Here is a 25,860-nt window from a genome sequence, read left to right on the forward strand (position 1 = left end):
GACGAAAGTCGGGCTTAGTGATCCGGTGGTTCCGCATGGAAGGGCCATCGCTCAACGGATAAAAGCTACCCCGGGGATAACAGGCTGATCTCCCCCAAGAGTCCACATCGACGGGGAGGTTTGGCACCTCGATGTCGGCTCATCGCATCCTGGGGCTGTAGTCGGTCCCAAGGGTTGGGCTGTTCGCCCATTAAAGCGGTACGCGAGCTGGGTTCAGAACGTCGTGAGACAGTTCGGTCCCTATCCGTCGCGGGCGCAGGAAATTTGAGAGGAGCTGTCCTTAGTACGAGAGGACCGGGATGGACGCACCGCTGGTGTACCAGTTGTCCCGCCAGGGGCACCGCTGGGTAGCTATGTGCGGAAGGGATAAGCGCTGAAAGCATCTAAGCGTGAAGCCCCCCTCAAGATGAGATTTCCCATCGCGAAAAGCGAGTAAGATCCCTTGAAGATGACGAGGTAGATAGGTCCGAGGTGGAAGCGTGGTGACACGTGGAGCTGACGGATACTAATCGATCGAGGACTTAACCAAGTAAGAGCATCTATTCGTGAAAGAAACGTTATCTAGTTTTGAAAGAATGACATTCCGATGTCATTTGACAACAGGAAGGAAAACAGAAAAGGCTGCTTGGTGGCAATGGCGAAGAGGTCACACCCGTTCCCATCCCGAACACGGAAGTTAAGCTCTTCAGCGCCGATGGTAGTGAGGGTTTGTCCCTTGTGAGAGTAGGACGCTGCCAGGCTGCCTTTATTTAATTGTTTTTAGGAGGATTAGCTCAGCTGGGAGAGCACTTGCCTTACAAGCAAGGGGTCGGCGGTTCGATCCCGTCATCCTCCACCATCTTGCATGCTCGTGCAGCTCAATTGGAGAGCATGTTCTGTCTTCTTTGATTATACTTCAGCGTACTACATTGAGATTCTTCTTAAGCAAGCTTACTTTCATTGGAATAACAATTTAAGCAAAGGAAAAAACTGAGTATTGAAGTTGTTATTATGCCGGTGTAGCTCAATTGGCAGAGCAACTGACTTGTAATCAGTAGGTTGGGGGTTCGATTCCTCTCGCCGGCATCATTTTAGTTGTTTTATTATGAATATGTCTTTCAATCAGTTGTCAGACAAGCAATGCTTCATCAAATTTGTGGCAGGTTGTTTTGCCCTGATGTCATTGATCGTTTTCCCAATAGTTAAGACAGAAGAGACAGCTGAAAAAATATTTTTGATCATGAGCCATTGCTCAGCAGGTAGTGCAACGAGCAAGGCTTCATCGAATAAGCGACGAGTTGTCCCGACGCATCCAACATCCTCGAAAAGACTGGCAGAGGAAGGGACATCTGACAAATTTAAAATGAATTAGAAGAATAAGTTTTTTATGAGCCATTAGCTCAGTCGGTAGAGCAACGAGCAAGGCTTCATCGAATAAGCGACGAGTTGTCCCGACGCATCCAACATCCTCGAAAAGACTGGCAGAGGAAGGGACATCTGACAAATGAAAAATGGATTAGAAGAAAAAAATTTTTTATGAGCCATTAGCTCAGTCGGTAGTGCAACGAGCAAGGCTTCATCGAATAAGCGACGAGTTGTCCCGACGCATCCAACATCCTCGAAAAGACTGGCAGAGGAAGGGACATCTGACAAATGAAAAATGGATTAGGAGAAAAAAATTTTTTATGAGCCATTAGCTCAGTCGGTAGAGCATCTGACTTTTAATCAGAGGGTCGGAGGTTCGAATCCTCCATGGCTCACCATTTTGACGCGGGTGTGGCGGAATTGGCAGACGCACTAGAATCAGGATCTAGCGCCTTTATGGCGTGGGGGTTCAAGTCCCTCCACCCGCATCATATGCGGAAGTAGTTCAGTGGTAGAACACCACCTTGCCAAGGTGGGGGTCGCGGGTTCGAATCCCGTCTTCCGCTTTTCTCTGCCGGGGTGGCGGAATTGGCAGACGCACAGGACTTAAAATCCTGCGGTAGGTGACTACCGTACCGGTTCAAGTCCGGTCCTCGGCACCATATTTGCGCCCGTAGCTCAATTGGATAGAGCGTTTGACTACGGATCAAAAGGTTAGGGGTTCGACTCCTCTCGGGCGCGCCATATACGGGAAGTAGCTCAGCTTGGTAGAGCACATGGTTTGGGACCATGGGGTCGCAGGTTCGAATCCTGTCTTCCCGACCAGGAATTTAAAGGGGCCTTAGCTCAGCTGGGAGAGCGCCTGCTTTGCACGCAGGAGGTCAGCGGTTCGATCCCGCTAGGCTCCATCCAAATATTTATTCATACAACCAATTCCAATAATCCGCTGAACCTTAGGGAGATTCCTAAGGTTTTTTTATTGCCCATGAAAAATGGACATGCCTGGCGCAGGTCGTTAAAAATTGCATATCACAATAAATTGATTGTTGAGGAAGCCAATCGGCGATATCATTGTGCTTGGTTATTTCTCACACTGACAGTTCGGAATGTCGAGGGAGGAGAGCTTCGCCAAACGATTTCCGATATGATGAAGGGGTTTAATCGTTTGACGAAGTACAAGCGATTTGATGCAGCCGTCCTTGGGTATTTTCGAGCTTTAGAAATCACGAAAAATCATGAAGAACATACATATCATCCACATTTTCATGTGTTATTACCAGTAAAGAAAAGTTATTTCACCAGGCAAGTTATATATTAGTCAAAAAGATTGGACAAGCCTTTGGAAAAAGGCAATGGATATTTGCCATTTTCCATTACGATCATTATCTCAAACTTTATTCATCAAGAGTATGTTTACAATATTTCAACGAATATATACGCAAAAATTTTCATAACGATTATTGTAAACGTAATATATATATTCATCATTGTTAAAAAAAATATCATCGATTCCAAAAAGGCGCTATTATTGTGTATGTTTTTAATCGTAATAAATGCTCTAGTTTTATTCATTAATTTCAATTCACTATAAAAAACGATTCAGAGGAACTTGGATAAAATTTTCTTCATTCTTGAATATATGAGAGGATAGGAAAATGGGTAATGAAATAAAAATGTATTTTTCTCATCACAAACCAATTTATGTTATACTTGCTGCAATCATGATAGACCCCCATGCCGAAAAAAATTCGGCACCATCGGAAGGATGAAAACGAATATTGTCGAAATAACTCCTTGCAGCTGGGGTCATGAGGTCGATGCATCTATGGTACGCAAGAGTCCGAAAGATAGACGGACCCCAGTAGCCTGGTGCACCACGGAATGTCGCTCCCGAGTTGGGAAGCACGCAGGATAGAATGCTTCGTCATAGGCTACTGCACCAGCTGAAGATGAAATGAAGCAGGGAGGGAAAGCGATGAAGGTATTATATGAACGTTGTTGTGGAGTAGACGTGCATAAAAAATCCATTACCGCTTGTACCATCACCCCTGAAGGAAAAGAAATACGAACATTCGGTACCATGACCGATGAATTGCTGGAGTTTGTGAACTGGTTGAAAGAAAAAGGGGTGACGCACGTGGCGATGGAATCGACAAGCGTGTACTGGAAACCGTTGTACAATTTGCTCGAACTCGAACAAATCGAAACGCTTGTCGTCAATGCCCGGCATATTAAAGCAGTTCCTGGACGGAAGACGGATATGAAGGATGCCGAGTGGATCGCCAACTTGCTTCGCCATGGATTGTTGAAAGGAAGTTATATTCCGGACCGAGCCCAACGAGAACTGCGAGAACTCGTTCGATATCGTCGCAGTTTGATCGAAGAAAGAGCGCGGGAATTGAATCGGATTCAAAAAGTATTGGAAGGAGCGAACATCAAGTTGTCGTCCGTTGTTTCCGATATCAATGGGGCATCGGCACGAAAAATGATTCGTGCGTTGATCGAAGGGAAAAACGATCCGATGGTCATCGCTCAGCTCGCAAAAGGGAAATTGAAACAAAAAGTGGAAGAACTCCAGCGCGCATTACACGGGGTAATCGGCCCTCATCAACGGATGATGTTAGCCGAACAATGGCGGCATGTGGAATACCTAGATGAAGCGATTGCGCGATTAGATCAGGAGATCGAGGAGAGAACGCGCCCTTTTGAAGAAGCGCTGGAGCTCTTAGATACGATTCCGGGAGTCGGGCGGAAAAGTGCGGAACAAATTTTGGCGGAAATCGGAACCGATATGAGTCGCTTTGCATCAGCGAGCCATCTGGCATCGTGGGCAGGCATGGCACCAGGAAACTACGAGAGTGCGGGGAAACGGTTATCAAGCCGAACGAGGAAAGGGAACAAGAAGCTGAGAGCGTGTTTAGTAGAATGTGCCCGTGCCGCCGCGAGAAAGAAGGATACGTATTTATCCGCGAAATATCACCGCATAGCCGCAAGAAGAGGGGCGAATCGAGCGAGTATGGCAGTTGGACGAACGATATTAGAAATCATCTATTACCTGTTAACTCGGAAGGAACCGTATAAAGAATTAGGGGCAGACTATTGGGATCGTCAACGGGAAGCAAAGATCGTGCGTCAAACGGTGAAGAAATTAGAGGGGTTAGGGTACGAAGTGAAGTTAGAAAAAGTGGGTGCATAAGGGAATTAAACCATATATAAACTTTAATACCTTCCTTTGGAAATTATATTCCAAAGGCTAGGTGGGGGTTGTTTTTTGCCAAATTTTGTTTTCAGGATAGGATGCGGACTGCAATATTTCATACTTAGCAATGAGAATATGAAGTCTGTACAGGATGCTTTATCGGAAGAATCGGAGTCATTGATTTTCCAAAGCTTCTCTGTCGATATCATTGCCCTAATTGCCTTGCTATATTATATTTTTTGCTCTGCTGCTTCAATCATGAAAGATGGAGTTTTTGAAAAAAATAAAAGCACCCGTAAAATGATTTTACATAAAATATACGCTTCTTATTTGTTCGTATTTATTTGCAACGGAATCATTGTATTATCGACTAGCATAATCGTTATCATACTTTATGGATTTCATCATGATATTTTTTATCATGCATTGTTATTACTTATTGCGAAGTCCTATACCGCAATTTTTTATGTAACATGATCTATGTTTTTGGCTGTTCTATTCAAAAAGTATATGTTTATTTTTACCATACTTTTTGTTGTGGAGATTGCAAAAATTGCGGTTTTTGCATTTCTGCGTAAATTTGCTGTTTTTGATTACGTTATATTCAATCATTTAGATATTTCTTCTTATTTTCATTTGCCGTCTTCGGGAATTGATAAGGGATATAACATAGTATTTTCCATTGCCATATATTTAGCGTATATATTCCTTCTGCAAGCTTTGAGTGTTTATATATTCAACAAGAAAAGAGAGCGTGTAACCGATTAATTAACATTTATCGTTGTTATGGATGGCATTATCACCATTGTAAAGATTTTGAAAAGGCCGTTTAGCTCGCTAGGATAGCTGTTAAAAATACTTTGGCTTCATATCAAAAGAAAAGTCAGACCTGTTCTCTTTTGTCCATTATATGATTAACTGAATATACCAATGGAAAATTTCCGTTTCATAAAAATATGAAAGCACGGCTCCAATACTTATGAAAGGTCCGAATGGTATCGCCGATTTACGGCTTAATTGTTTCGTGATGATGCCAAATAAACCGAATAATGCACCAATCAAGGTAGACAGGAAAAAAGCTAATAAAACTCCTTTAAGACCTAAAGCATATCCTAAAACAGCAAATAGTTTAATATCTCCGCCTCCCATTCCGCCATTGCTTACAATGGCAATGAAATAAAGAAGGATAAAACCGACAGTCATTCCAATTATCGAATCATACCAAGGATGAAGCGGAATCCAGGTCCGCAGGAGAACAAATAGAACGAAGAAAAAGATTAAAATTCGATTCGGAATCAATTTGTAAGATAAATCACTCACCGTAATAATGATCAGGAGTGAAACAAAGGGTAGTGCTACTAAAAGCTCCTTGCTAAATCCAATTTTATAAAAACTAAAAACAAATAGTAAACCTGTAAACAGCTCCATCACGGGGTAAATAGCCGAAATCGGTACACGGCAGCTGCGGCATTTTCCTTTCTGAAGCACATATGAAAAGATGGGTATTAATTCATACCAGGATAAGAAATGGCCACAATGCGGGCAGTGCGACCTCGGCTGAACGATTGAGCGTTTTTTCGGGACGCGAAGACCGACAACATTAAAAAAAGACCCGAAAATGATTCCGATAACAAAGAAAAAAAGGTAAACGAAAACCATTGCCAAACTCCTCGTACATTAGTATTTAGGGCTGTTTTTACCATTTTGCGATTCCTTATTTGTTTCTGATGAATGACTTTTATCTGCTGAATCAAAATAAAAAGTAGTTAATTGAATTTCCATTGTAATGGTTTGATTCGTTTCGTCCTCTAAAAGCTCCTTTTCTCCCGGTTTTGTGAATGAAAGGACGTCCACTCGGGTGATTCGCTCCAATTTTTCTATTTCTTGTAGGAATTGTAAAAAATGTTTGAAATCTGGTGAAACAACCGACAGATTGAAGGTTATTAGCTTCACGTTTTTATATTTATCTTCCTTTGTCGATTCGTTGGAAGCTGATTGGTTTTCGCTTTGATTAGACGGAGCATTTGCACTTTCATTTTCAGATTGATTAGTTGCAGACTCCATTTCGGTTGATTCATTTTGCTCCTTATTTTCGTTCGTATTGTTCGTATCTGTTTTATTGTTTTCCGATAATAATTCCGATTCAGACAGCGTTTGCTCATCCTGAAAGGAAATGTTCTGGATTTGGCTGCCGCTGACGTATTCCGCTTCCTGTAAATCAAGCAGCAGCTGATCCATATTGCGGCTTAACGGCATTTTTTTCTCTAATTGAGCAGTATTTTCTTCCTTATCCGTTTTACTTTTATTCAATTGTGCTTCCAATTGCTTCATTTCCACTTCAAGCTGATTGGCATCTAACTGTGCAAGCGCAACATCGTCTTTCAAAGGCTTTACCGTATACATATACACAACGCCAATAAGCAAAAACAGTAAAACGATTAAACAATAAAAAAAGATTTTCCTTTCTTGGAGGAAATCACTCATCTTCTTCACCCCCGTTTTCGTCCTCTAACGCCGAAGAATGAGTCTCAAGAATAATATTCACATCATATCTCGGAATCTCCTTGAACATTTCTTCATCCGCTTGTTCCTCTGAAGCTTCTTCAAATGTGAAGGTTTTAATTTCTTTGATCCTTACATTTGTAAAAAGAGGGGAAGAGACGAGCTTTGCAACATAAGATGCGGCAACATCCAATGATTCGAATTGGGTTTGGATCGACAATTGTTTATTTTCATATTCATAATGGCTTAAATAGCTATGATTTGGCAGCAATTCCAGCAATTCTTCAATGAGATGTGAGGTAGGTGCGGTCAATTCCTCTGCTTTAGCGACCGCTTCTTCTAAGCTGCCTGATTGTCCATTTTTTTGATTTTCTACTTGAGTTTCTAAAATTTCCTTATCCATTTTTAAATTTTCGATTCTCGTATCGGCCAGTTTTTTCTCATTTTTCGTATGAATATATTGATAAACAATGATCGATAAACAGATTAGCCAAACAATAAGAAAAGAGATAAAAATAATCAAAAACGACGAGCTTTGTCTTTCGGATTTCGGCAATAAATTTATTTCAGGGATCACTTAACTTCCCCCTTTCAAGGCAAGCCCTAAAGCAGGTATAAAATGACGAGGAACTTTATCCATTTTTTCAGGAGAAAGGTAAGCATCTAAAATCGTAACGGGAATTTGAAATTGACTTTCTATTTTTTTTCTAATCAAATCTAAGTTTGGAAAATCTCCTAACAGCATAATTTTCGATACAGCTTTCTGACCTTTATGAATGGAGTAGCGGTAAAAATTCATCATCCGCTCCAATTCCATTATTTGATCATCAATTAAACCTAAAAATTGCGCTTCGTCACCATTATACGTCCAGGTGAGCAGATCATCATCGTATTGGGAGCTTGTCCAATCCTTCATTTGAATATCTAAATCTTGAAATCTTAAAAATTCAGGTTGGTCCTCAGAAAAAATACTGATCATAATTGAGTTTAAATTCAACTCCAAAAATAAATATGCTTCATCTGTATTTTTTGTCATATATGTATATTGGAAATACCGATATACGCCAATGGAACGAATATCGGCAACTACAGGCTTCAGTCCTGCATCAATCAAAATCTCCGTATATTTTCTCATTTCATCTTCTGGAACAGCAAAAAGAAGCCCTTCCCGTTCTTGTGTATCATCCTTTCCAGGCAATGGAGATACATCGAAGATTGGATTGTCAAATGGAAGATAAAGTGTATGTCCTAATTCCATAATAAAGTGACCGTTGATTTCTTTATCTTTTAAATGAGCAGGAAACTTTACCTTTCTCATAATGACAAGGGAATCAGGCGCATAAAACTGGACATTCCGCCTTTTGATTCCCCACTCTTTGACGGTCTCCTTCATAAAATGATAAAACTCCATCTCATCAAGAATTCGCCCATGCTCTAGCAGGCCGTTCGGTATAGACTTTTCTTTGAAATGTTTAATATTTGATAAATCGCCGCCGGAATGATCCACCATCCGAAGCGCGTAATCATCGATGACTAAGTTGATTGTTTTTTTAGCCGAAAGAAAAGTGAGCATAGGCGAACCCTCCTGTGACCAAATATTTTGGAAAAGAGAAATACTTCAGCTTTTGATAAAAAGTAACAGGCAAATTATTATGTTTACATGTTCCAAGTTTACAACGAAAAAGATTCTTTAGTTATTATCTAAGTATTTCCGTAATTCTCCTTCAGTTACACTTGTAGCATTATTCGTACCAGCTATTCCAACTGCAGGATGACCAGAAATTGACCAAGTAGTGCCGTTAAATGAAACTCGGAAATCATCATTGTCAATTTCAAAATCAATATATCCTGCAAGCTCATCGGCAGTATAAGACGCTTCAGTACCATCTTCTTGATCACCATCTTCTTGATCACCATCTTCTTGATCACCATCTTCTGGATCACCAACTTGAGCATATTTTAGCTTGGCAGCTGAAATAATATTTAATGCCTCTGATACAGTAGCACGGTCTCTAGAATCGCCAATGACATTTGTGATAATCGGGATTGCAATAGCTAGTATGATTGCAATGATGATAATAACAGCCAATAGCTCAATTAATGTCATCCCTTTTTCTTTTTTGAGAAGTTTTACATGTTTTCTCATTTCATGTTCCTCCTTTGTTTTAGTTTTCATAAATTAACTTTCATAAAGCATAACGGCAAGCGCTTGTCATGTTATCCCAAACTTTATTAACTCGATTTCTTGACCACCTCCTAAAGGGATTTTTTGGAATCTAGTACAATACGTTTCTTTTAGATATGCTTTAATGCTGCAAGCTTCGTCATCTATTTACATTTGCTGATAAATGCTAAACATAGGCATCATAATAGCAAGAACAATCGTCCCAATGACTAAGGCTAAAATGACGATCATAATCGGTTCGATCAGCGATTTCAAAATTTCAACGCTGCGGTCAACTTCCGCTTCATAGAAATCGGCTATTTTGGTTAACATAAAATCTAATGAACCAGTCTCTTCGCCGATCGCCGTCATATGGGTGACGAGCGGAGGGATTACCCAGCTTTTTCTAAACGGTTCGGATAAGCGGTCTCCTTTTTCTAAACTATCACGTGCGTCCAACACGACTTTTCCAATGACTGGATTGTTGACAACCCGCTCGACAATAGTTAAAGCTTGTAAAATCGGCACTGAACTAGAAAAAAGGGATGATAATGTCCGCGTCATTCTTGCAATAGCTGATTTTTGCAGCAATTTGCCGAAAACAGGCATTTTTAACAAAATAACATGGACAGCGTAATAAAAGGTTTTATTGCTTTTCATCAACAAGCTGAAAGCAAGAATCGCTGCTAATAAGACAAGAAGTACAATCCACCAAAAGTTTTGAACTACATGGCTTGCGCCAACTACGAATTTCGTAATGGCAGGCAGTTCGCTATCAAATTGGGCAAAAATTTCGGTGAATTTAGGCACAATCGTTAGCATCAGAAACACAACAACTGCAATGATGATAATGATTAATGTGATTGGATAAGCAAGAGTTGATTGAATTTTTTTCTTCAAATCGTATTGCTTTTCAAAATAAGCCGCCAGCCTGTCCAATGTTTCGTCCAAACTCCCGCTGGCTTCCCCGGCGCGAACCATATTGACAAAAATGGCCGGAAAAATTTTCGGATATTTGCTCACCGCATCTGAAAAAGCATTTCCTGTCCGCAATTCCGTTTCAATCTCAGCCAATACTTTGGCCAATGCTTTGCTTTCCGTCTGCTTTGATAAAATATTCGTTGAATCTACAATAGAAACTCCTGCACGGATCAGTGTTGCAAATTGCCGGCAATAAATGACAAAATGCTGGTTTTTCACAGGTCTGCCAATCGATACTTCCTTATAGATCAAGCCTTTTGCTTCATTGATCTCACGGGGGCTTATTCCTTGTTCTCTTAATTTTGCTATCGCATTTGTTTTATTTAGTGCATCAATCGTACCTTTCTTTAGCTGTCCTGTTTTCGTACGACCGACATATTTATAGATAGCCATTTTCATCACCTTTATTGATATATGGCATGGCGCTTTCGTAAGAAATTTTTCCTGAGCTTAATAAGCTTTGAACGGACATTTCCAATGTATGCATTCCTTGAGCTCTATTCGTTTGCAAAACATTGTGGATTTGATGAATTTTTTCATTGCGAATCAAGTTTGAAATGGAAGGATTATTAATTAAAATCTCCGTTGCAACCGTTCGCCCGGATCCGTCCTTTAGCGGGAAAAGGCGCTGTGAAATGATTCCTTGCAAAACGTTTGCTACTTGAAGGCGAATTTGCCTTTGCTGATGGGGCGGGAACACATCTATGATCCGGTCGATCGTCTGAGCTGCACTGCTTGTGTGCAATGTGGCCAGCACTAAATGGCCTGTTTCAGCAGCAGTAATAGCTGTCGATATCGTCTCAAGATCCCGCATTTCCCCCACTAAAATAATATCCGGGTCTTGCCTTAAAGATGCGCGCAGTCCGTTTGCAAAGCTTTTCGTATCTGAACCAATTTCCCGCTGATTGATAATGGATCGCTTATGGGAATGAATATATTCTATTGGATCTTCTAATGTAATAATATGTTTGGAATAGTTTCGATTAATATAATCGATCATCGCTGCCAATGTCGTTGACTTACCTGAACCGGTTGGTCCCGTGACGAGAATTAACCCTTGGGGCTTTTCCATCAATTTCTCGACAATGGAAGGTATTTTAAGCTCTGCGATCGTTGGGATCTTCGTCGGTATGACCCGGATCGCGACACTTATATGATTGCGTTGGCGAAAAGCGTTTAATCGAAACCGTGAAATCCCCTCTAATTCATAGTTAAAATCAAGCTCGCCCTGCTGCTCGAACGTATCCCACATCGTCTCCGGAATAAGCTCTTTCGCCATTCTTTCCGTGTCGTTTTTAGACAATGAATGGTCTCCGTAAGGCTTTAGCTCGCCGTTTATGCGAAAAACCGGAGGAGAGTCGACAATTAAATGGAGGTCTGAAGCATGATCCGTAAAAGCTTTTTTAAGTAAATCTGATATATTGTATGACATGAAGCCCACCTCCTACTCGAGGACAGCGACGCGTAAAATTTCTTCTGTTGTCGTTAATCCCTCTTTTACTTTCAGCAAACCGTCATCGATTAAAAATTTTAATCCTTTTTCCCGCACAAAATTTTGCAAATAAGAAGTTGACGTATTATTCATGATGAGTTCACGAATCTCCGCATCGATCGGCAATACCTCTTGAATGGCTAGGCGCCCGCGGTAGCCGGTCATGTTGCAGCTTGGACAGCCTTTGCCTTTTGCAACCGTCTCGATTTCAAGGCCTCTATTGGCAAAAATTTCTTTTTCTCTTTCAGTCGGGCGGACGATTTCGCGGCAATCCCGGCACACTCGTCGAACTAAACGCTGGGCTACAATGCCAATGATTGAAGACGATATGAGATACGGTTCAATACCCATATCGATTAATCTCGTTAAAGCAGCAACTGCACTATTCGTATGTAGGGTACTTAATACTAAATGACCTGTAAGTGACGCCCGAATGGCAATTTGTGCTGTTTCTGTATCACGAATTTCGCCGATCATAATAATATCCGGGTCCTGGCGCAAAATCGAGCGAAGCCCATTGGCGAATGTCAGGCCGATATCTTCATTTACTTGAATTTGATTGACTCCTTCGATCTGGTACTCGACAGGATCTTCAACCGTGATGATATTTACATCCTCTGAATTTAACTGATTTAAAGCAGCATACAATGTCGACGACTTTCCGGATCCTGTAGGTCCAGTGATTAATATTATTCCATTTGGCTGATTTAGCATAGTAATAAATTTTTCCAAATTTTCATCTGTAAAACCGATTTTTTCCACACTGTTTAATACATTGCTTAAATCAAGAATCCGCATCACGACTTTCTCGCCAAAAATTGTCGGCAGCGTGGCGACACGAATATCCACCGGTTTAAAATTAATCGTTGTTTTAATTCGGCCGTCCTGCGGCAATCTATTTTCTGTAATATTTAAGTTTGCCATAATTTTAATCCGGGCAATGATGACATTTTGCATATGTTTTGGCAGTGACCGCTCTAAACGTAAAATGCCGTCGACCCGGTAGCGGACCTTTACGTCTGTTTCTTGCGGGTCAAAGTGGATATCACTGGCACGCTGGGCAAGACCGTTGGCAATGATTTGGTTGACAAGACGAACAACAGGAGAATCTTCATCCGTTACTTTTGCTTCATCCATTGAATCCTTTGGTGAAAGATCACTCATGATCTCTTCCATCGATTCTTGAAGATCATAATATTTTGTGATCGTTCGATATAATTCATCTTTTGTCGCAATAGCGGGTTCAATATGGCATCCTGTTGCCATTCTCAATTCTTCTATAGCAAAATAGTCCATCGGATCCGCCATTGCAACAAAAAGTTTATTTTTATCTTTTCGGATTGGCATCACATAATGCCTTTTTGCCAGCTCTTTTGGAATTAATTGAAGAACATCCTGATCAATTGGATATTGATAAATATTGATATGCGGTATTCCTAATTGGAACTCCAATACTTCAATCAGCTGCTGCTCGGTAATAAAACCTTCTCTCAGCAGGGCATCCCCTAATTTTTCATCCGGTGACTTATTTTTTAATGTTTGGTTTAATTGTTCATTTGTAATGAGTCCAGCTTCTAAAAGCAAGTCTCCTAAACGCTTTCTAGACAATTTCCGTTCACCTCCAAAGATGCTGGCTTTATCATATTCATTCAGATTTTCTTTTCTCTAACGGCGTTGCCTTTATTTCACATATTCCGGCTCTTCCTCCACACTTTCCTCCATTAATTGCTTTTCGTATTCCTCTTCGCTTTGAAAACGGTCTTGCCCCATGCTTTCAGTTCCGTCGGTACCATTGTCCGTATTTATATCCTTTTGCTTCGTTTGGTCCGTATTTGTTGAATGATCAGCATTTGCATTACTAGGATCCGCTTGGCTACTATTCGTATTTGTATCGTCCGAATTCGTTTGGTCATTTTCGTTATTCGCATTATTATTTTGATTTTCAGAAGAAGGTAATGCTAATAAAATGATTTCAGGTACAGGCAAGTAAAAATCAGTGCTAATCAACTCACGGGAAAGCTCCGCGCCGTTTTCGGCTACTGACACTCGGTATACTTCCACTCGCTGACCATTTACACCGTTTTGTATAACGCGCTTGCAGCATGGCTGTAAATCCTTTTTATAACGATAGATGGTGCGATAATGAATCTCTTCTTTATTTTCAATTTTGTATTGATATTTTGTTTTTTGAGGTGCGGACAAGATCGCCATTTTCAATTTTGATCCGTTTTTTTCAGCGTGAATTGTGTATATATAAGTTCCAGGATTTGAAACGACGAAATCTTTATCATCTGTTTGACTGACTTTTGCTTCAATCCCTGCTTTTGAATAGGCCGGAATTACTCGCTGCGAATGGCGCTCAATAATCTCTACATTTGTTTGCAGGAGCAAAGAATACAGCATAGAAACGATGAAATTTCCATCATCCTCCCTAAAATAACTCACCTCATTTGCCACTTGCTGCAAAAACGAAAATGAATTTCCAGGTGTTATCTTTTTTCCATTTAATTCTTCTACTAACTCATCTAAAAAGATATAGTCTTTCGGAATATTCCAGCTTGCTTCAGCCATTACATCATTTTGTTCGTTTGCTTCTGTTAAAACCGCTTGAATGTTATGTTCTCCTAAATAAGAGGCCGTTGTTTCAATGTTGTCTATCGTTTTGACTTTATCAATATGGTTCGGCCATTCTGAAAGTTCTTCATCCGTTATATTCACTTTTACAACCAACGGCAGATCAACTGATTTTTTTTTAATAAAGAAGGCATACCACGGTGTTTTTGTTTTTTCGAGCAATTGATCCATCGTTTGATTCAGGTCATACTGAATATCTTCAGATGGAATGGTTAATATTTCCGTGGGTGATTCAATCGTCATATCACTTTGATTTTTCCACTCATTGATCTTATCTGATAAAATGTCTTTAGCTTCATCAACAGTCATTCCACCGACATCAATTCCCCCGACTGTAGAACCATCAGGAATTGTAAAGGCAGCGTTTGCGATATGGGGAGTTCCGAAACTAATGGTCGCAGCTGATATAACGATTATGAAAGAAAAAAACAAAGCCATTAACCTTTTCATCCTGCTCATAAAGAACCTGCCTTTCTATGTATCATTTGTCTGATCAAGCTTAGAAGGCTGAAACCGGCAAATAAATATATATTACTAAGGTTGACTTTTCATTTCAATGCCAATATTCGGGATCTTTCAGAAGCGCGGTTGATTACTGCAAGGCTCCAGTTTCTTAGAGCTTGTTTCTTCATCGTATGAGTAAAAGAAGAAGTACAATTGATTTGTCTAATTCAGCCTGTAAAAATATAAAATTTTACAAAATAGGTAAAAAATACAGCTTTATTTAGTTAAAAAGACCTATTTTGGAGTAAAATGAAAGCAACGAAGATGAAATATTTTGTATAATAATAGCAAAATTACAGCAATTCATCCACAATAAAATGTAAAAATTTGGATAAATAGTAAAAATATTGTTTTCTTTTAGTCTAAAAGGCTTTATTTTGAAGTAAAATAAAAGTAATAAATAATGTATTTTTGTATAATCATAGCAAATTTTGGAGAGAAAAATTTTTACGGATTTAGTAAAAATGTTCCATATACTTACATTCTATTATTATGATTCGTTTAAGACAATGGTTTTTTAGTCAAAAAGTCCAATTTCAGAGGATATAGTTCCAAATTCACTACAGCCATTGCGACTATTACTTAATATTTAAAAAATGGGTGAATATTCTATGAAAATGAAGATTGTGAAGAGAATGGACGGGTTTACACTTGTGGAGATACTAATTTCTCTCGTCATTCTTTCCATCATTATTTTGGCATTTCTTAATCTTTTTGTTTTTACAAATAAAACAACTGTAGTAAACAATGATCAATTAGTGGCAATTCATCTGGCGAAATCAACAATGGAAAGAATTAAGATGAATCCTTTTTCTTATATTGATGAACCAGATAATGATCGCTTTAATCAGCCGCAAGTTTATACTTCTGACAGCTGCTCGAACCGTCCAGATCCCGATGAATGTGAACTTTTGTTTTCTCCACTTATAAATAATAAAACGTATGCAGTTCAAGTAACGGTCAGTCAAACTGCTAATGAAAAAGCGATTCGATTATTGAATGTACTTGTTGAAGTGAATTTAAAAAATTCAAAAACACCCATTTCTTCAAAGGTTGAAGGGTATGTGAGCTATGAGTAAAAAAATCATATCCTCTAGTAAAGGAATTACGTTAGTAGAAGTTGTTTCAGTGGTTTTATTGGGGTCTGTTATCGGACTGATCGCTTACTCTGTTCTTTTTAGCGGATTAAAAACATATGACCGTGCGATGGAAGAAGCAGCATTGCGCGATGAAGCAGATTATATACTCGCCCATTTAATTGATGAGTTGTTTGTGTTAAAGGTTAGTGAGATTCAGGAGCGGAAATTGCCGGATCCAAGCGGGAATTACTTTTTGATCAAAAATGACGGCAGCAAAATTGGTTTTGATCATGAACATTCACGTGTAGTGATTAATAACAAAGAATTGTCGTTAACAAACGGAAATATCGTGCTTTCTCGCGAATCCAAATTGATAGAAACTGAACGAGAAGATGTGTTTGAAATTTTGTTAGTTTTACAATCTACTAAAACACAGCAAACAATGGAACTGAAAAGTATTGTGAACATTATTGATGATCGAAAAGGAGTGCAAAATAATAATGAAAATCATAATGAATGAAAAAGGATACTCCTTAATCTTAACCATGTTGATCTTTTTACTATTTACAGTTTTGTCTGTTTCCGTTTTGACAGTTGCTTTATCTGGGGTGAAAAGAAATCAAACAAGCGAGGATTATGTTCAAGCTCGTGAATTAGCGAATAAAGGAATTGAGCATATTACGAGTCAGATTCAAAGTGATTTGAAAAATGAACTCGGAGAAGAAGGAATTACCCGCAGCGAGTTTATAACGAAATTAAATACGATTTTAAATCGCTATAAAGACGAGGTAAATAGTGTTCACAATACTGGCGCAACTGGTGAATATCGAGTATATATACGAAATATAGAAAATGTAATAGAAAATGGTGAAGAAAACCCGCTAAAGAAGAAGATAACCTTTTTAAGCAGAGGATTTGTTGATGGCAAGGAAAAAACGGTTATTTCAGAAGTTGAAATTGGTGCACAATCTTTTTTGGAGACATTACATTATGCGCTCGGTGCCAACAAATTATGTAAAACTCCAAATGCCTGTATACCTGGTGAAGGAAATATGTTTTTGCACGGCGGAGTTTCGATCACAGGGGATATGAAGGTAGACGGGAATTTAATCATAACAAACCGCGGATATGCATATTTAAGTGATGCATTTTTAAGTGGTGAGAAATGGATTGCGTCCGTTTACCCGAGCATTTTACCAACACAAGGGAAAGCAAACGCAAACTTACTGCTTGGCGGAAATATTTTTACCTTTAATCATACACCTCCATATGGACAACATATCACAACTTCTAATTTTGGAAGTTCTTATACAAAGCTAACAGATCGTATTGATGATGCTTTTTACAATCGGCAAGCCCCGGTTATTGTAAAAAGGCAGCCGATCCGTGATGACATTCAAATTCCTGCACAAAAATCGATTTTTTATTATAAACATAATTCTCCCGGTGTAACGATCATAAAAGCTAATAATAGACTAATCTCAAACCAAAATCGGCCTAATGACAAAGTTTATGCGAGTCATGATGAATGTTTTTTATGGTGTAATGAATACATATTTACTGGGAATAATCTTTTTAAAAGCTTTGCCACTGCAGGTTCATTAACAATTCGCAATTTAGATAATCAATTCAAACAGACCACCTTTAAGGAGGGGGCCTATATAGAGAAAGATTTAACAATTGGCAACGAGTGGTCTGATTCGTACAACCCAAATAATTATGACAAAATTCGGGTGGACGGCCCCATATTTGTGAACGGTGATCTGACGATTAGAGGGGCTGATGCGGAATTTAATTCAATTATGTATGTAATGGGAAATGTGACGATTGAATATTCGCGCATCAATGGATTAGGTCAAAACGGTTCGTTAATTATTTTTGCAAAAGGAAATATAAACATTAGAAATAATAGCGTTAACCAGGATGAACCTAGTAATATTAAAGGGTTTTTCTATTCAGAACAAGCATTAGAAATGTTTGGAGTTGGTTCAAATATTCGTATAGAAGGAGGAATATCAGCGAGGCGCATTGTTTTAAATGCGATAAGAGGGCGTGCTAGTGATCGATATTTTGAGGGAGCACAAAGGATTACGAATAACGATTATTTTGAAGGTGCACAAAACCAAATAGGCAAGCTTTCTAGGCTGCAAATTATTTATGATCCGGAAATTATCAATACGTATGCAGATATAAAGTCTAGAGAGCCCGTTATTAAAAACTTAGATCCGCCTAAAATTATTAATCGTGACATAGAATAAATACCTTTCATCTTATTTTTTTGCCGATATGACCGCCGTCTCTCGTGTATAGCGAAGGCGGTGGAGGAATCGGCTTCTTTTTTTGTTTTTTGTGATGTTTTTCCGTTGCAATACTTTCCGTTATGATCATAAAATGAAAAATTAAGAAATGACAGTCTAAAAGCCAATTTTTCGAGAAAATTGTCGAAAGCCGAAATGGATATTTTTGCTGTTACAAAAACATCTTTAATTGATTTGAATGATGCAAACCGTTTTAATTAATCTGAGAAAAGCGATGGAGGCGAGATTTGCTTATCCTTGTAAAAAAGTATGGACGAAACAATTATTCGCTGCAATGCGGTTTGAGAAGCTCAAGCCTCTTTTATCCTCTTGTAAATGGAAATTTACAACAAACAGACAAAACAGCTTAAAACAGAACGAACAAAAACGACAAATTTACGAACAACTAAGAGCTCGCTTCTTCTGAAGATCCTCCGCATCTATTGCAATCAAGCTCGCTTTCTTTAAAACCTTCAATCGGAGTATAATTAATTGATCGCTACTTCAGAAGCATAAACTGTTCCATTCTTGAAGCATATGAGCAGTGAAAGCTTCGTTTGATTTTAAAGCCAGCTCTAAAAGTGCTTTTTTGTTTCATATCATTCTTAGTCTCATACTCAAGAACAATTGAATATTGAGCACTGTTCATCGCATATAATGGGAAAGTATAATACTGTATCATTTCAAAATTCATATATGGCCAAAACAGAAAAAGTCATTTGGATGGTAAGGAGGAATGATAATGCCTGAGGAATGGCAAATTATGTTGATTCGCATTGTTTTAGCAGTCATTTTAAGTGGATTTATTGGCCTTGAACGAGAATTTAAACGGCATCCAGCAGGCTTTCGCACGCATTTGTTAGTTGGTGTCGGCTCCTGCATGATGATGCTTCTGTCTCTTTATGGCTTTGAAGAATATATGGATCGTTATGAAAATATTCGTTTTGACCCAGCAAGAATTCCTTCTTATGTCATTAGCGGCATTGGTTTTTTAGGTGCTGGAACGATATTAGTGAGAGGGGTTACGGTAAGAGGATTAACGACGGCAGCCTCGATTTGGGTTGTTGCAGGACTTGGCCTTGTCGTTGGGGCAGGAATGTATCCGTTGGCGATTTTTTCTACCTTGATTGTATTGTTGAGTTTGATCTTTCTCAATAAGGTGGAGGCTTTTTTTGCTGAGAAGTCAAGCAAAAAATGGATACAAGTTAGTCTTCCAGAAGATGATTTGGTGGAATTTACTCGGAAACTTGAACAATTAAATATTTCTGTTTATAAAATTCATTTTACATTGTCAAAGCCAAAAGAAACTAAACATGCGAAGCGTTCATATTTACTTGAAATTGGCCTTCCAAAAGATGAAATGCCTGAAATCATAAACGAATTATTGAAATTTCAAGAAGTTAAAAAAGTTTTTTAAAGAGCGGGTTTTTCCATATTGTAAATGGCAATATTATTAGTGAGCTTTTTTGTTGAAATGACACAAAAAAAAATTTATATTATAATTAAGGTCAAATATAGTCAAAGTCAAGTGACTAGTTGTTATCGTTTAGGAAATAAGCATTACGTAAACATCTTGCCTCCTATCCCTCAAGGATATTGCACATTTCTTGAGCGTTTTGCAATTCCGATCAAAAAGTTGAAGGAGGTGTTTTTCGAGGTGCGGAATATATCTGATATTATCGAGCAATATTTAAAGCATGTATTAGATTCAAGCGGAAAAGAAATTGTTGAAATTAAAAGAAGTGAAATTGCGGATAAATTTCAATGTGTTCCATCGCAAATCAATTACGTGATCAACACTCGTTTTACAATTGAACGGGGTTACATTGTCGAAAGCAAAAGGGGTGGAGGCGGTTATATCCGAATTATGAAAATTCGAATCAATGACCGTATCCAGCTGATCAATCAAATTTTAAATGCCATTGGTAAAAGGCTGTCACAATCGTCGGCGGAGGATATTATTTTGAGATTGGCTGATGAAGAGGTTATTTCAGAAAGAGAAGCGAAAATTATGTTGAGCGTAATTGATCGGTCTGTTTTATATATTGATTTGCCTGATCGAGACGAATTGAGGGCAAGGATGATGAAGGCGATGCTCACCTCGTTAAAATACAAGTGAGGATGTGATGGACGATGATTTGTCAAGAATGTCATGAAAGGCCCGCTACTTTCCACTTTACAAAAATCATCAACGGCGAAAAGACTGAAGTGCATATATGTGAAAAATGTGCACAGGAAAAAAGTGATGTATTCATATTCAATATGAATCCAGGCTTTTCTATAAACAACTTATTGTCCGGATTATTAAATATGGACAGCGCCATTAGCAGCCAAGGGCAAAATGTTTTCAAGAAAAATCAGGTCATTCAATGTGAGAAATGTAATATGACGTTTGATCAATTTACGAAAATTGGTAAATTCGGGTGCTCCCATTGTTACAAAACGTTTTATCACCAAATTACCCCGATTTTAAAACGTGTTCATGGCGGGAATACAACTCACGGCGGTAAAGTACCGAAACGGACCGGTGGAAGTATTCATTTGAAAAAGCGCCTGAAAATGCTTAAACAGGAACTGCAAGAATTAATTGCGAAAGAGGAATTCGAAAGAGCAGCTCAAGTTCGGGATGAAATTCGGTCCATTGAAGCGAAGATAAATGGACGGAACGAAAGGGGAGTATGACATGTCCTTTCAAAAATTTATTCGTTCAGCCATGAGCCCTTGGATGAATCAAGAAGGACCTGATTCCGATATTGTGCTGAGCAGCCGAGTCAGATTGGCGCGAAATATAGAAAATATCAGCTTCCCTACCATTATGTCGAATGAAGAAGCCTTGGCTGTTTTAAATACATTTGAAGAATCATTTTCACAAAGAGTGTTTGACGGTTTAGGGACATTCGTGCTGCTGAAAATGAATGAACTTCAGCCTATTCAAAAACGCGTACTTGTAGAGAAGCATTTGATTAGTCCTTATTTAATGGAAGAATCAGCACTTGGAGGGTGCCTTTTATCTGAAAACGAAGAAGTGAGCATTATGATAAACGAGGAGGATCATATTAGAATTCAATGTTTGTTCCCGGGCCTTCAGCTAAAAGAAGCGTTGAAAATGGCAATGAATCTTGACGATTGGATTGAGGAAAAAGTTGATTATGCATTTGATGAACATAGGGGCTACTTAACTAGCTGTCCAACAAATGTCGGTACCGGCTTGCGGGCTTCCGTGATGATGCACCTTCCAGGACTTGTCTTAACACAGCAGATTAACCAAATTATACCTGCTATCAATCAATTAGGATTGGTTGTGAGAGGTCGGTATGGAGAAGGAAGTGAAGCGATAGGTAATATATTCCAAATTTCGAACCAAATTACGCTAGGCAAATCAGAAGATGATATTGTCGATGATTTAATAGGTGTTGTCGGGCAATTAATTGCTCAAGAACGGGCTGCAAGAGATGCTTTATATAAAACGAATCCGCATCATCTAGAAGACCGTGTATATCGTTCCTATGGCACTCTCAAATACAGCAGGATTATTCCATCGAAAGAAGCAATTCAATGTTTATCAGATGTGCGCTTAGGAATTGACCTGGGAATTATTCAAAATGTTCCACGCAGTGTTTTAAATGAGCTTATGATTTTAATTCAGCCCGGATTTCTGCAACAATATTCAGGAGGAGTTCTACGGCCGAATGAACGGGATATTCGCAGGGCAACATTAATTCGTGAAAGGCTTCAATTAGAAAGGAAGCAAAGGGAGGATGATGAACAATGATGTTTGGGAGATTTACGGAACGGGCGCAAAAAGTGCTTGCTTTAGCGCAGGAAGAAGCTGTACGACTCGGACATAACAATATCGGCACAGAGCACATATTGCTTGGGCTCGTGCGCGAAGGAGAAGGAATTGCCGCTAAAGCGCTTCACGCTTTAGGATTAAGTCCAGAAAAAATCCAAAATGAAGTGGAAAGCCTGATAGGACGGGGGCAAGAAATTTCGCAAACGATCCATTACACACCGAGAGCAAAGAAAGTCATTGAACTGTCAATGGATGAAGCAAGAAAATTAGGACATTCTTATGTCGGAACAGAACATATCCTATTGGGATTAATTCGAGAAGGCGAGGGAGTTGCTGCGCGTGTTTTAAACAATCTCGGAGTAAGCTTGAACAAAGCGCGTCAGCAAGTTTTACAGTTGTTAGGCAGCAATGAAGTATCCTCAAGCCACCAAGGAAGTTCGATGACAAACGCAAATACTCCGACGCTTGATAGTCTTGCGCGGGACTTAACGGCTGTTGCACGGGAGGGCGGACTTGATCCAGTCATCGGCCGAAGCAAAGAAATTCAGCGTGTCATCGAGGTTTTGAGCCGAAGAACAAAAAATAATCCTGTTTTAATAGGTGAACCTGGTGTTGGGAAAACTGCCATAGCAGAGGGACTTGCTCAGCAAATTGTGAATAATGAGGTTCCTGAAATTTTGAGAGATAAGCGCGTTATGACCCTTGATATGGGAACAGTTGTAGCTGGCACAAAATATAGAGGGGAATTTGAGGACCGCCTTAAAAAGGTAATGGATGAAATTCGCCAAGCAGGAAACATCATTTTATTTATTGACGAGCTTCATACACTGATCGGCGCAGGCGGGGCGGAAGGTGCAATTGATGCTTCCAACATTTTAAAACCTGCTTTGGCTCGGGGAGAATTGCAATGTATTGGGGCAACAACTTTGGATGAATACCGTAAATATATTGAAAAGGATGCTGCACTTGAACGGCGCTTCCAGCCAATCCAAGTCGACGAACCGTCCATTGAAGAGAGCATTCAAATTTTAAGAGGATTAAGAGACCGATATGAAGCACACCACCGGGTATCCATTTCCGATGAGGCGATTGAAGCTGCTGTTAAACTTTCAGATCGGTATATTTCCGATCGGTTCCTGCCTGATAAAGCAATTGACTTGATTGATGAAGCAGGCTCCAAAGTCCGTCTTCGTTCATTTGCAACACCTCCGAATTTAAAGGAATTGGAGCAAAAATTAGAAGAAGTGCGAAAAGAAAAAGAAGCTGCAGTCCAAAGCCAAGAATTTGAAAAAGCAGCTTCATTAAGAGATACAGAGCAGCGGCTCAGAGAGGAATTAGAGGAAACGAAAAAATCATGGAAGGAAAAACAAGGTCAAGAAAATTCTGAAGTGACCGTAGAGGATATTGCAATGGTTGTTTCAAGCTGGACGGGAATTCCGGTTGTTAAACTTGCCCAAACAGAATCAGAGCGGCTTTTGAATCTCGAAGAAATTTTACACTCGCGCGTTATTGGTCAAGAAGAAGCTGTCACTGCAGTCGCAAAAGCTGTCAGACGGGCACGTGCAGGCTTAAAAGATCCGAAGCGTCCGATCGGTTCATTTATCTTCTTAGGACCGACAGGTGTAGGGAAAACGGAATTAGCCCGTGCATTAGCTGAAGCAATGTTTGGTGACGAAGATGCTATGATTCGAATCGATATGTCAGAATATATGGAGAAGCATTCTACGTCAAGGCTCGTTGGTTCGCCTCCTGGATATGTAGGCTATGAAGAGGGAGGACAATTGACGGAAAAAGTGCGCCGCAAGCCATACTCAGTCGTATTATTGGATGAAATTGAAAAAGCTCATCCAGATGTGTTTAACATTTTGCTGCAGGTGCTTGAAGACGGAAGACTCACAGACTCAAAAGGGCGCACCGTTGATTTTCGAAATACGATTTTAATTATGACTTCAAATGTAGGGGCAAGCGAATTAAAACGGAATAAATATGTCGGCTTTAATGTTCAAGACGAAAATGAAAATTATAAAGATATGAAAAACAAAGTGATGGATGAACTGAAAAAAGCATTTCGTCCTGAATTTTTGAACCGGATTGACGAAATTATTGTGTTCCACTCTTTAGAGAAAAAACATTTGAAAGAAATTGTTTCGCTGATGGCGGATCAGCTGACAAAACGATTAAAAGAACAGGATATAGAACTCGAATTAACGGATCGTGCAAAAGAAAAGCTGGCTGAAGAGGGCTTTGACTTAGAATATGGAGCGCGTCCGTTGCGGAGAGCGATTCAAAAATATGTCGAAGATCGCTTATCAGAGGAATTATTGAAAGGTACGATCTCGCAAGGCCAAAAAGTTGTATTGGATGTGCAAAATAATGAATTTGTCGTAAAAACTGCAGAAAAGGTTCAATAATCCATGGGCATACAGCTTTCCGTATGCCCCTCTCTTTCATTCTATTGTCGTTTATCGATTGAACAAAGTGGGGAATAACCGAATGTCAAAGATCAAATCGAAATATATTTGTCAATCATGCGGATATGAATCGCCGAAATGGATGGGAAAATGTCCAGGGTGCGGCGCATGGAATTCAATGGTTGAAGAAGTTATCAAGCCAAAGGGAAAACACCGCATTGTTTTTAGTCATTCCGAATCATCCACTGTCAGCAAACCTTCTCCAATTCATCAAATCCAAGCTGCGCAAGAACCTAGAATGCTTACAGGACTTCATGAGTTTAACCGCGTATTGGGAGGCGGAATTGTAAAGGGGTCTCTCGTTTTAATTGGAGGGGATCCTGGAATTGGAAAATCCACTCTCTTATTGCAAGTCTCCTCGCAGCTGGCAGAGAGAGGGAACGATGTTTTATACATTTCGGGAGAAGAATCTTTAAAACAGACAAAGCTTCGCTCCGACCGACTCGGGGTAAAAGGCGAAAGACTATTCGTGCTTTCTGAAACGGACTTAGAAATCATTATTCAATCCATATTGGAAACTGAACCGGCTTTTGTCATCATTGATTCCATTCAAACGATTTATAACAGTGAAATTGCTTCTGCTCCTGGAAGCGTATCTCAGGTTCGAGAGTGTACGGCTGAATTAATGAGATTGGCAAAAACAAAGGGAATTCCAATTTTTATTGTCGGCCATGTAACAAAAGACGGCACAATTGCAGGACCGCGCATTTTAGAACATATGGTTGATACTGTATTGTATTTTGAAGGTGATCGACACCATACGTACCGAATTTTACGGGCAGTTAAAAACAGGTTCGGATCCACTAACGAAATAGGAATTTTTGAAATGAAGGAAGCAGGTCTGAAAGAAGTGCTCAACCCGTCAGAAGTGTTTTTAGAAGAGCGTGCAAAAGGGGCATCTGGTTCAACAGTAGTCGCCTCTATGGAAGGGACTAGACCTGTTCTAGTCGAAATACAAGCTTTAATCACCCCGACAAGCTTTGGAAATCCCAGAAGGATGGCAAATGGGATTGATCATAATCGTGTTTCTTTGTTGATGGCGGTATTGGAAAAACGTGTTGGTTTATTGCTCCAAAACCAAGATGCCTACTTAAAAGTTGCCGGCGGGGTGAAATTAGACGAGCCTTCAATTGACTTGGCAATTTGCATCAGTATAGCCTCAAGCTTTAAAGATGTTCCGACGAATATTTATGATGTTTTTGTCGGTGAGGTTGGTTTAACAGGAGAAATTAGAAGGGTTTCACGAATTGAACAGCGTGTACAAGAAGCTGCCAAGCTGGGATTTAAGCGGATCTTTTTACCGAAAGCCAATCTGGGCGGTTGGAAATGTCCGGAAGATATAGAAATTATCGGTGTGCAAAACATTTCAGAAGCGCTCGAACTTGCAATAGGGGGATAGC

Annotated in this window: 21 protein-coding genes, 9 tRNA genes and 2 rRNA genes (1 of these 32 only partly in view); 23 read left to right on the forward strand and 9 right to left on the reverse strand. The window is 39.5% G+C overall.

What is annotated here, in order from left to right; translation table 11 throughout:
- From NSQ44_RS00460 to NSQ44_RS00525, 14 genes are all read left to right on the forward strand, one after another.
- Positions 1-529, forward strand: a 23S ribosomal RNA gene (locus tag NSQ44_RS00460) (it extends 2,404 nt beyond the left edge of the window).
- A 95-nt stretch (positions 530-624) separates the two neighbouring features.
- A 5S ribosomal RNA gene (gene rrf / locus NSQ44_RS00465) occupies positions 625-740 on the forward strand.
- A gap of 22 nt (positions 741-762) precedes the next feature.
- Positions 763-838: transfer RNA gene (locus tag NSQ44_RS00470), tRNA-Val, on the forward strand.
- 154 nt (positions 839-992) lie between these two features.
- A tRNA-Thr gene (locus NSQ44_RS00475) sits at positions 993-1,065 on the forward strand.
- 601 nt (positions 1,066-1,666) lie between these two features.
- Positions 1,667-1,742: transfer RNA gene (locus tag NSQ44_RS00480), tRNA-Lys, on the forward strand.
- A gap of 7 nt (positions 1,743-1,749) precedes the next feature.
- A tRNA-Leu gene (locus NSQ44_RS00485) sits at positions 1,750-1,832 on the forward strand.
- 6 nt (positions 1,833-1,838) lie between these two features.
- Positions 1,839-1,910 (forward strand) — tRNA-Gly (locus NSQ44_RS00490).
- Between the two features lie 7 nt (positions 1,911-1,917).
- Positions 1,918-2,006: transfer RNA gene (locus NSQ44_RS00495), tRNA-Leu, on the forward strand.
- 5 nt (positions 2,007-2,011) lie between these two features.
- A tRNA-Arg gene (locus NSQ44_RS00500) sits at positions 2,012-2,088 on the forward strand.
- A 4-nt stretch (positions 2,089-2,092) separates the two neighbouring features.
- Positions 2,093-2,169, forward strand: a tRNA-Pro gene (locus NSQ44_RS00505).
- 10 nt (positions 2,170-2,179) lie between these two features.
- A tRNA-Ala gene (locus tag NSQ44_RS00510) sits at positions 2,180-2,252 on the forward strand.
- A 77-nt stretch (positions 2,253-2,329) separates the two neighbouring features.
- Positions 2,330-2,662 carry a protein rep gene (locus NSQ44_RS00515; protein ID WP_445659485.1) on the forward strand — a complete coding sequence of 111 codons (333 nt, stop codon included), beginning with the start codon at positions 2,330-2,332 and terminating at the stop codon, positions 2,660-2,662.
- Between the two features lie 657 nt (positions 2,663-3,319).
- On the forward strand, positions 3,320-4,540 hold the full coding sequence (locus NSQ44_RS00520; protein ID WP_044899176.1) for an IS110 family transposase: 1,221 nt from the start codon (positions 3,320-3,322) through the stop codon (positions 4,538-4,540).
- A 75-nt stretch (positions 4,541-4,615) separates the two neighbouring features.
- The gene (locus tag NSQ44_RS00525) at positions 4,616-5,020 is read left to right on the forward strand and encodes a hypothetical protein (protein ID WP_340854426.1); all 405 of its coding nucleotides are present in this window, start codon (positions 4,616-4,618) and stop codon (positions 5,018-5,020) included.
- A 429-nt stretch (positions 5,021-5,449) separates the two neighbouring features.
- Here the strand turns inward: NSQ44_RS00525 and NSQ44_RS00530 are convergent, their stop codons facing one another.
- The 9 genes from NSQ44_RS00530 to NSQ44_RS00570 all read right to left on the reverse strand — a co-directional run bounded on the left by NSQ44_RS00530 (position 5,450) and on the right by NSQ44_RS00570 (position 14,754).
- Complete coding sequence (locus NSQ44_RS00530) at positions 5,450-6,202, reverse strand: prepilin peptidase (RefSeq protein WP_340854428.1); 753 nt, start codon at positions 6,200-6,202, stop codon at positions 5,450-5,452.
- 18 nt (positions 6,203-6,220) lie between these two features.
- Complete coding sequence (locus NSQ44_RS00535; RefSeq protein WP_340854431.1) at positions 6,221-7,027, reverse strand: hypothetical protein; 807 nt, start codon at positions 7,025-7,027, stop codon at positions 6,221-6,223.
- Complete coding sequence (locus NSQ44_RS00540; RefSeq protein WP_340854433.1) at positions 7,020-7,622, reverse strand: PilN domain-containing protein; 603 nt, start codon at positions 7,620-7,622, stop codon at positions 7,020-7,022. The genes NSQ44_RS00535 and NSQ44_RS00540 overlap by 8 nt, the downstream gene beginning before the upstream one ends.
- Positions 7,623-8,618 carry a type IV pilus biogenesis protein PilM gene (gene pilM / locus NSQ44_RS00545; protein ID WP_340854435.1) on the reverse strand — a complete coding sequence of 332 codons (996 nt, stop codon included), beginning with the start codon at positions 8,616-8,618 and terminating at the stop codon, positions 7,623-7,625.
- Between the two features lie 117 nt (positions 8,619-8,735).
- A complete protein-coding gene (locus NSQ44_RS00550) occupies positions 8,736-9,191 on the reverse strand; it encodes a prepilin-type N-terminal cleavage/methylation domain-containing protein (protein WP_340854437.1) in 456 nt (151 codons plus the stop codon).
- A gap of 186 nt (positions 9,192-9,377) precedes the next feature.
- Entirely contained in the window at positions 9,378-10,583 is a 1,206-nt protein-coding gene (locus NSQ44_RS00555) for a type II secretion system F family protein (RefSeq protein ID WP_340854440.1), read from the reverse strand.
- Entirely contained in the window at positions 10,570-11,622 is a 1,053-nt protein-coding gene (locus tag NSQ44_RS00560) for a type IV pilus twitching motility protein PilT (RefSeq protein ID WP_117017145.1), read from the reverse strand. The genes NSQ44_RS00555 and NSQ44_RS00560 overlap by 14 nt, the downstream gene beginning before the upstream one ends.
- Positions 11,623-11,634: 12 nt before the next feature.
- Positions 11,635-13,290 carry a GspE/PulE family protein gene (locus NSQ44_RS00565; RefSeq protein WP_082830256.1) on the reverse strand — a complete coding sequence of 552 codons (1,656 nt, stop codon included), beginning with the start codon at positions 13,288-13,290 and terminating at the stop codon, positions 11,635-11,637.
- Positions 13,291-13,362: 72 nt separating this feature from the next.
- Positions 13,363-14,754 carry a G5 domain-containing protein gene (locus NSQ44_RS00570; RefSeq protein WP_340854441.1) on the reverse strand — a complete coding sequence of 464 codons (1,392 nt, stop codon included), beginning with the start codon at positions 14,752-14,754 and terminating at the stop codon, positions 13,363-13,365.
- Between the two features lie 677 nt (positions 14,755-15,431).
- On the opposite strand from NSQ44_RS00570, the gene NSQ44_RS00575 reads away from it, so the two are divergent.
- From NSQ44_RS00575 to radA, 9 genes are all read left to right on the forward strand, one after another.
- Complete coding sequence (locus NSQ44_RS00575; protein WP_340854442.1) at positions 15,432-15,899, forward strand: type IV pilus modification PilV family protein; 468 nt, start codon at positions 15,432-15,434, stop codon at positions 15,897-15,899.
- Positions 15,892-16,419, forward strand: coding sequence for a hypothetical protein (locus NSQ44_RS00580; RefSeq protein WP_340854444.1), 528 nt, complete (start codon positions 15,892-15,894; stop codon positions 16,417-16,419). Before NSQ44_RS00575 ends, NSQ44_RS00580 begins: the two co-directional genes overlap by 8 nt.
- Positions 16,400-18,157, forward strand: coding sequence for a hypothetical protein (locus NSQ44_RS00585; RefSeq protein WP_340854446.1), 1,758 nt, complete (start codon positions 16,400-16,402; stop codon positions 18,155-18,157). Before NSQ44_RS00580 ends, NSQ44_RS00585 begins: the two co-directional genes overlap by 20 nt.
- A 781-nt stretch (positions 18,158-18,938) precedes the next feature.
- Positions 18,939-19,613, forward strand: a complete 675-nt coding sequence (locus NSQ44_RS00590; RefSeq protein ID WP_232515631.1) for an MgtC/SapB family protein — start codon at positions 18,939-18,941, stop codon at positions 19,611-19,613.
- A 240-nt stretch (positions 19,614-19,853) separates the two neighbouring features.
- The gene (locus NSQ44_RS00595; protein WP_063387474.1) at positions 19,854-20,315 is read left to right on the forward strand and encodes a CtsR family transcriptional regulator; all 462 of its coding nucleotides are present in this window, start codon (positions 19,854-19,856) and stop codon (positions 20,313-20,315) included.
- Between the two features lie 14 nt (positions 20,316-20,329).
- Positions 20,330-20,878 carry a UvrB/UvrC motif-containing protein gene (locus tag NSQ44_RS00600; protein WP_063387128.1) on the forward strand — a complete coding sequence of 183 codons (549 nt, stop codon included), beginning with the start codon at positions 20,330-20,332 and terminating at the stop codon, positions 20,876-20,878.
- Between the two features lies 1 nt (position 20,879).
- On the forward strand, positions 20,880-21,968 hold the full coding sequence (locus NSQ44_RS00605) for a protein arginine kinase (protein ID WP_063387129.1): 1,089 nt from the start codon (positions 20,880-20,882) through the stop codon (positions 21,966-21,968).
- The gene (clpC, locus tag NSQ44_RS00610) at positions 21,965-24,400 is read left to right on the forward strand and encodes an ATP-dependent protease ATP-binding subunit ClpC (protein WP_063387130.1); all 2,436 of its coding nucleotides are present in this window, start codon (positions 21,965-21,967) and stop codon (positions 24,398-24,400) included. Before NSQ44_RS00605 ends, clpC begins: the two co-directional genes overlap by 4 nt.
- 82 nt (positions 24,401-24,482) lie before the next feature.
- Positions 24,483-25,859, forward strand: coding sequence for a DNA repair protein RadA (gene radA, locus NSQ44_RS00615; protein WP_340854449.1), 1,377 nt, complete (start codon positions 24,483-24,485; stop codon positions 25,857-25,859).
- The last annotated feature ends 1 nt before the right edge of the window (position 25,860 follow it).

It is taken from the genome of Aeribacillus sp. FSL M8-0254, assembly GCF_038008845.1.
Classification (GTDB): domain Bacteria; phylum Bacillota; class Bacilli; order Bacillales; family Aeribacillaceae; genus Aeribacillus; species Aeribacillus composti.

Excerpts from the sequence above, each read along its gene's own strand:
- NSQ44_RS00515 (WP_445659485.1), top strand. The coding sequence starts at position 2,330 with ATGAAAAATGGACATGCCTGGCGCAGGTCGTTAAAAATTGCATATCAC.
- NSQ44_RS00520 (WP_044899176.1), top strand. The coding sequence starts at position 3,320 with ATGAAGGTATTATATGAACGTTGTTGTGGAGTAGACGTGCATAAAAAA.
- NSQ44_RS00530 (WP_340854428.1), bottom strand. The coding sequence starts at position 6,202 with ATGGTTTTCGTTTACCTTTTTTTCTTTGTTATCGGAATCATTTTCGGG.
- NSQ44_RS00535 (WP_340854431.1), bottom strand. The coding sequence starts at position 7,027 with ATGAGTGATTTCCTCCAAGAAAGGAAAATCTTTTTTTATTGTTTAATC.
- pilM (WP_340854435.1), bottom strand. The coding sequence starts at position 8,618 with ATGCTCACTTTTCTTTCGGCTAAAAAAACAATCAACTTAGTCATCGAT.
- NSQ44_RS00550 (WP_340854437.1), bottom strand. The coding sequence starts at position 9,191 with ATGAGAAAACATGTAAAACTTCTCAAAAAAGAAAAAGGGATGACATTA.
- NSQ44_RS00555 (WP_340854440.1), bottom strand. The coding sequence starts at position 10,583 with ATGGCTATCTATAAATATGTCGGTCGTACGAAAACAGGACAGCTAAAG.
- NSQ44_RS00560 (WP_117017145.1), bottom strand. The coding sequence starts at position 11,622 with ATGTCATACAATATATCAGATTTACTTAAAAAAGCTTTTACGGATCAT.
- NSQ44_RS00570 (WP_340854441.1), bottom strand. The coding sequence starts at position 14,754 with ATGGCTTTGTTTTTTTCTTTCATAATCGTTATATCAGCTGCGACCATT.
- NSQ44_RS00575 (WP_340854442.1), top strand. The coding sequence starts at position 15,432 with ATGAAAATGAAGATTGTGAAGAGAATGGACGGGTTTACACTTGTGGAG.
- NSQ44_RS00580 (WP_340854444.1), top strand. The coding sequence starts at position 15,892 with ATGAGTAAAAAAATCATATCCTCTAGTAAAGGAATTACGTTAGTAGAA.
- NSQ44_RS00585 (WP_340854446.1), top strand. The coding sequence starts at position 16,400 with ATGAAAATCATAATGAATGAAAAAGGATACTCCTTAATCTTAACCATG.
- NSQ44_RS00590 (WP_232515631.1), top strand. The coding sequence starts at position 18,939 with ATGCCTGAGGAATGGCAAATTATGTTGATTCGCATTGTTTTAGCAGTC.
- NSQ44_RS00600 (WP_063387128.1), top strand. The coding sequence starts at position 20,330 with ATGATTTGTCAAGAATGTCATGAAAGGCCCGCTACTTTCCACTTTACA.
- NSQ44_RS00605 (WP_063387129.1), top strand. The coding sequence starts at position 20,880 with ATGTCCTTTCAAAAATTTATTCGTTCAGCCATGAGCCCTTGGATGAAT.
- clpC (WP_063387130.1), top strand. The coding sequence starts at position 21,965 with ATGATGTTTGGGAGATTTACGGAACGGGCGCAAAAAGTGCTTGCTTTA.
- radA (WP_340854449.1), top strand. The coding sequence starts at position 24,483 with ATGTCAAAGATCAAATCGAAATATATTTGTCAATCATGCGGATATGAA.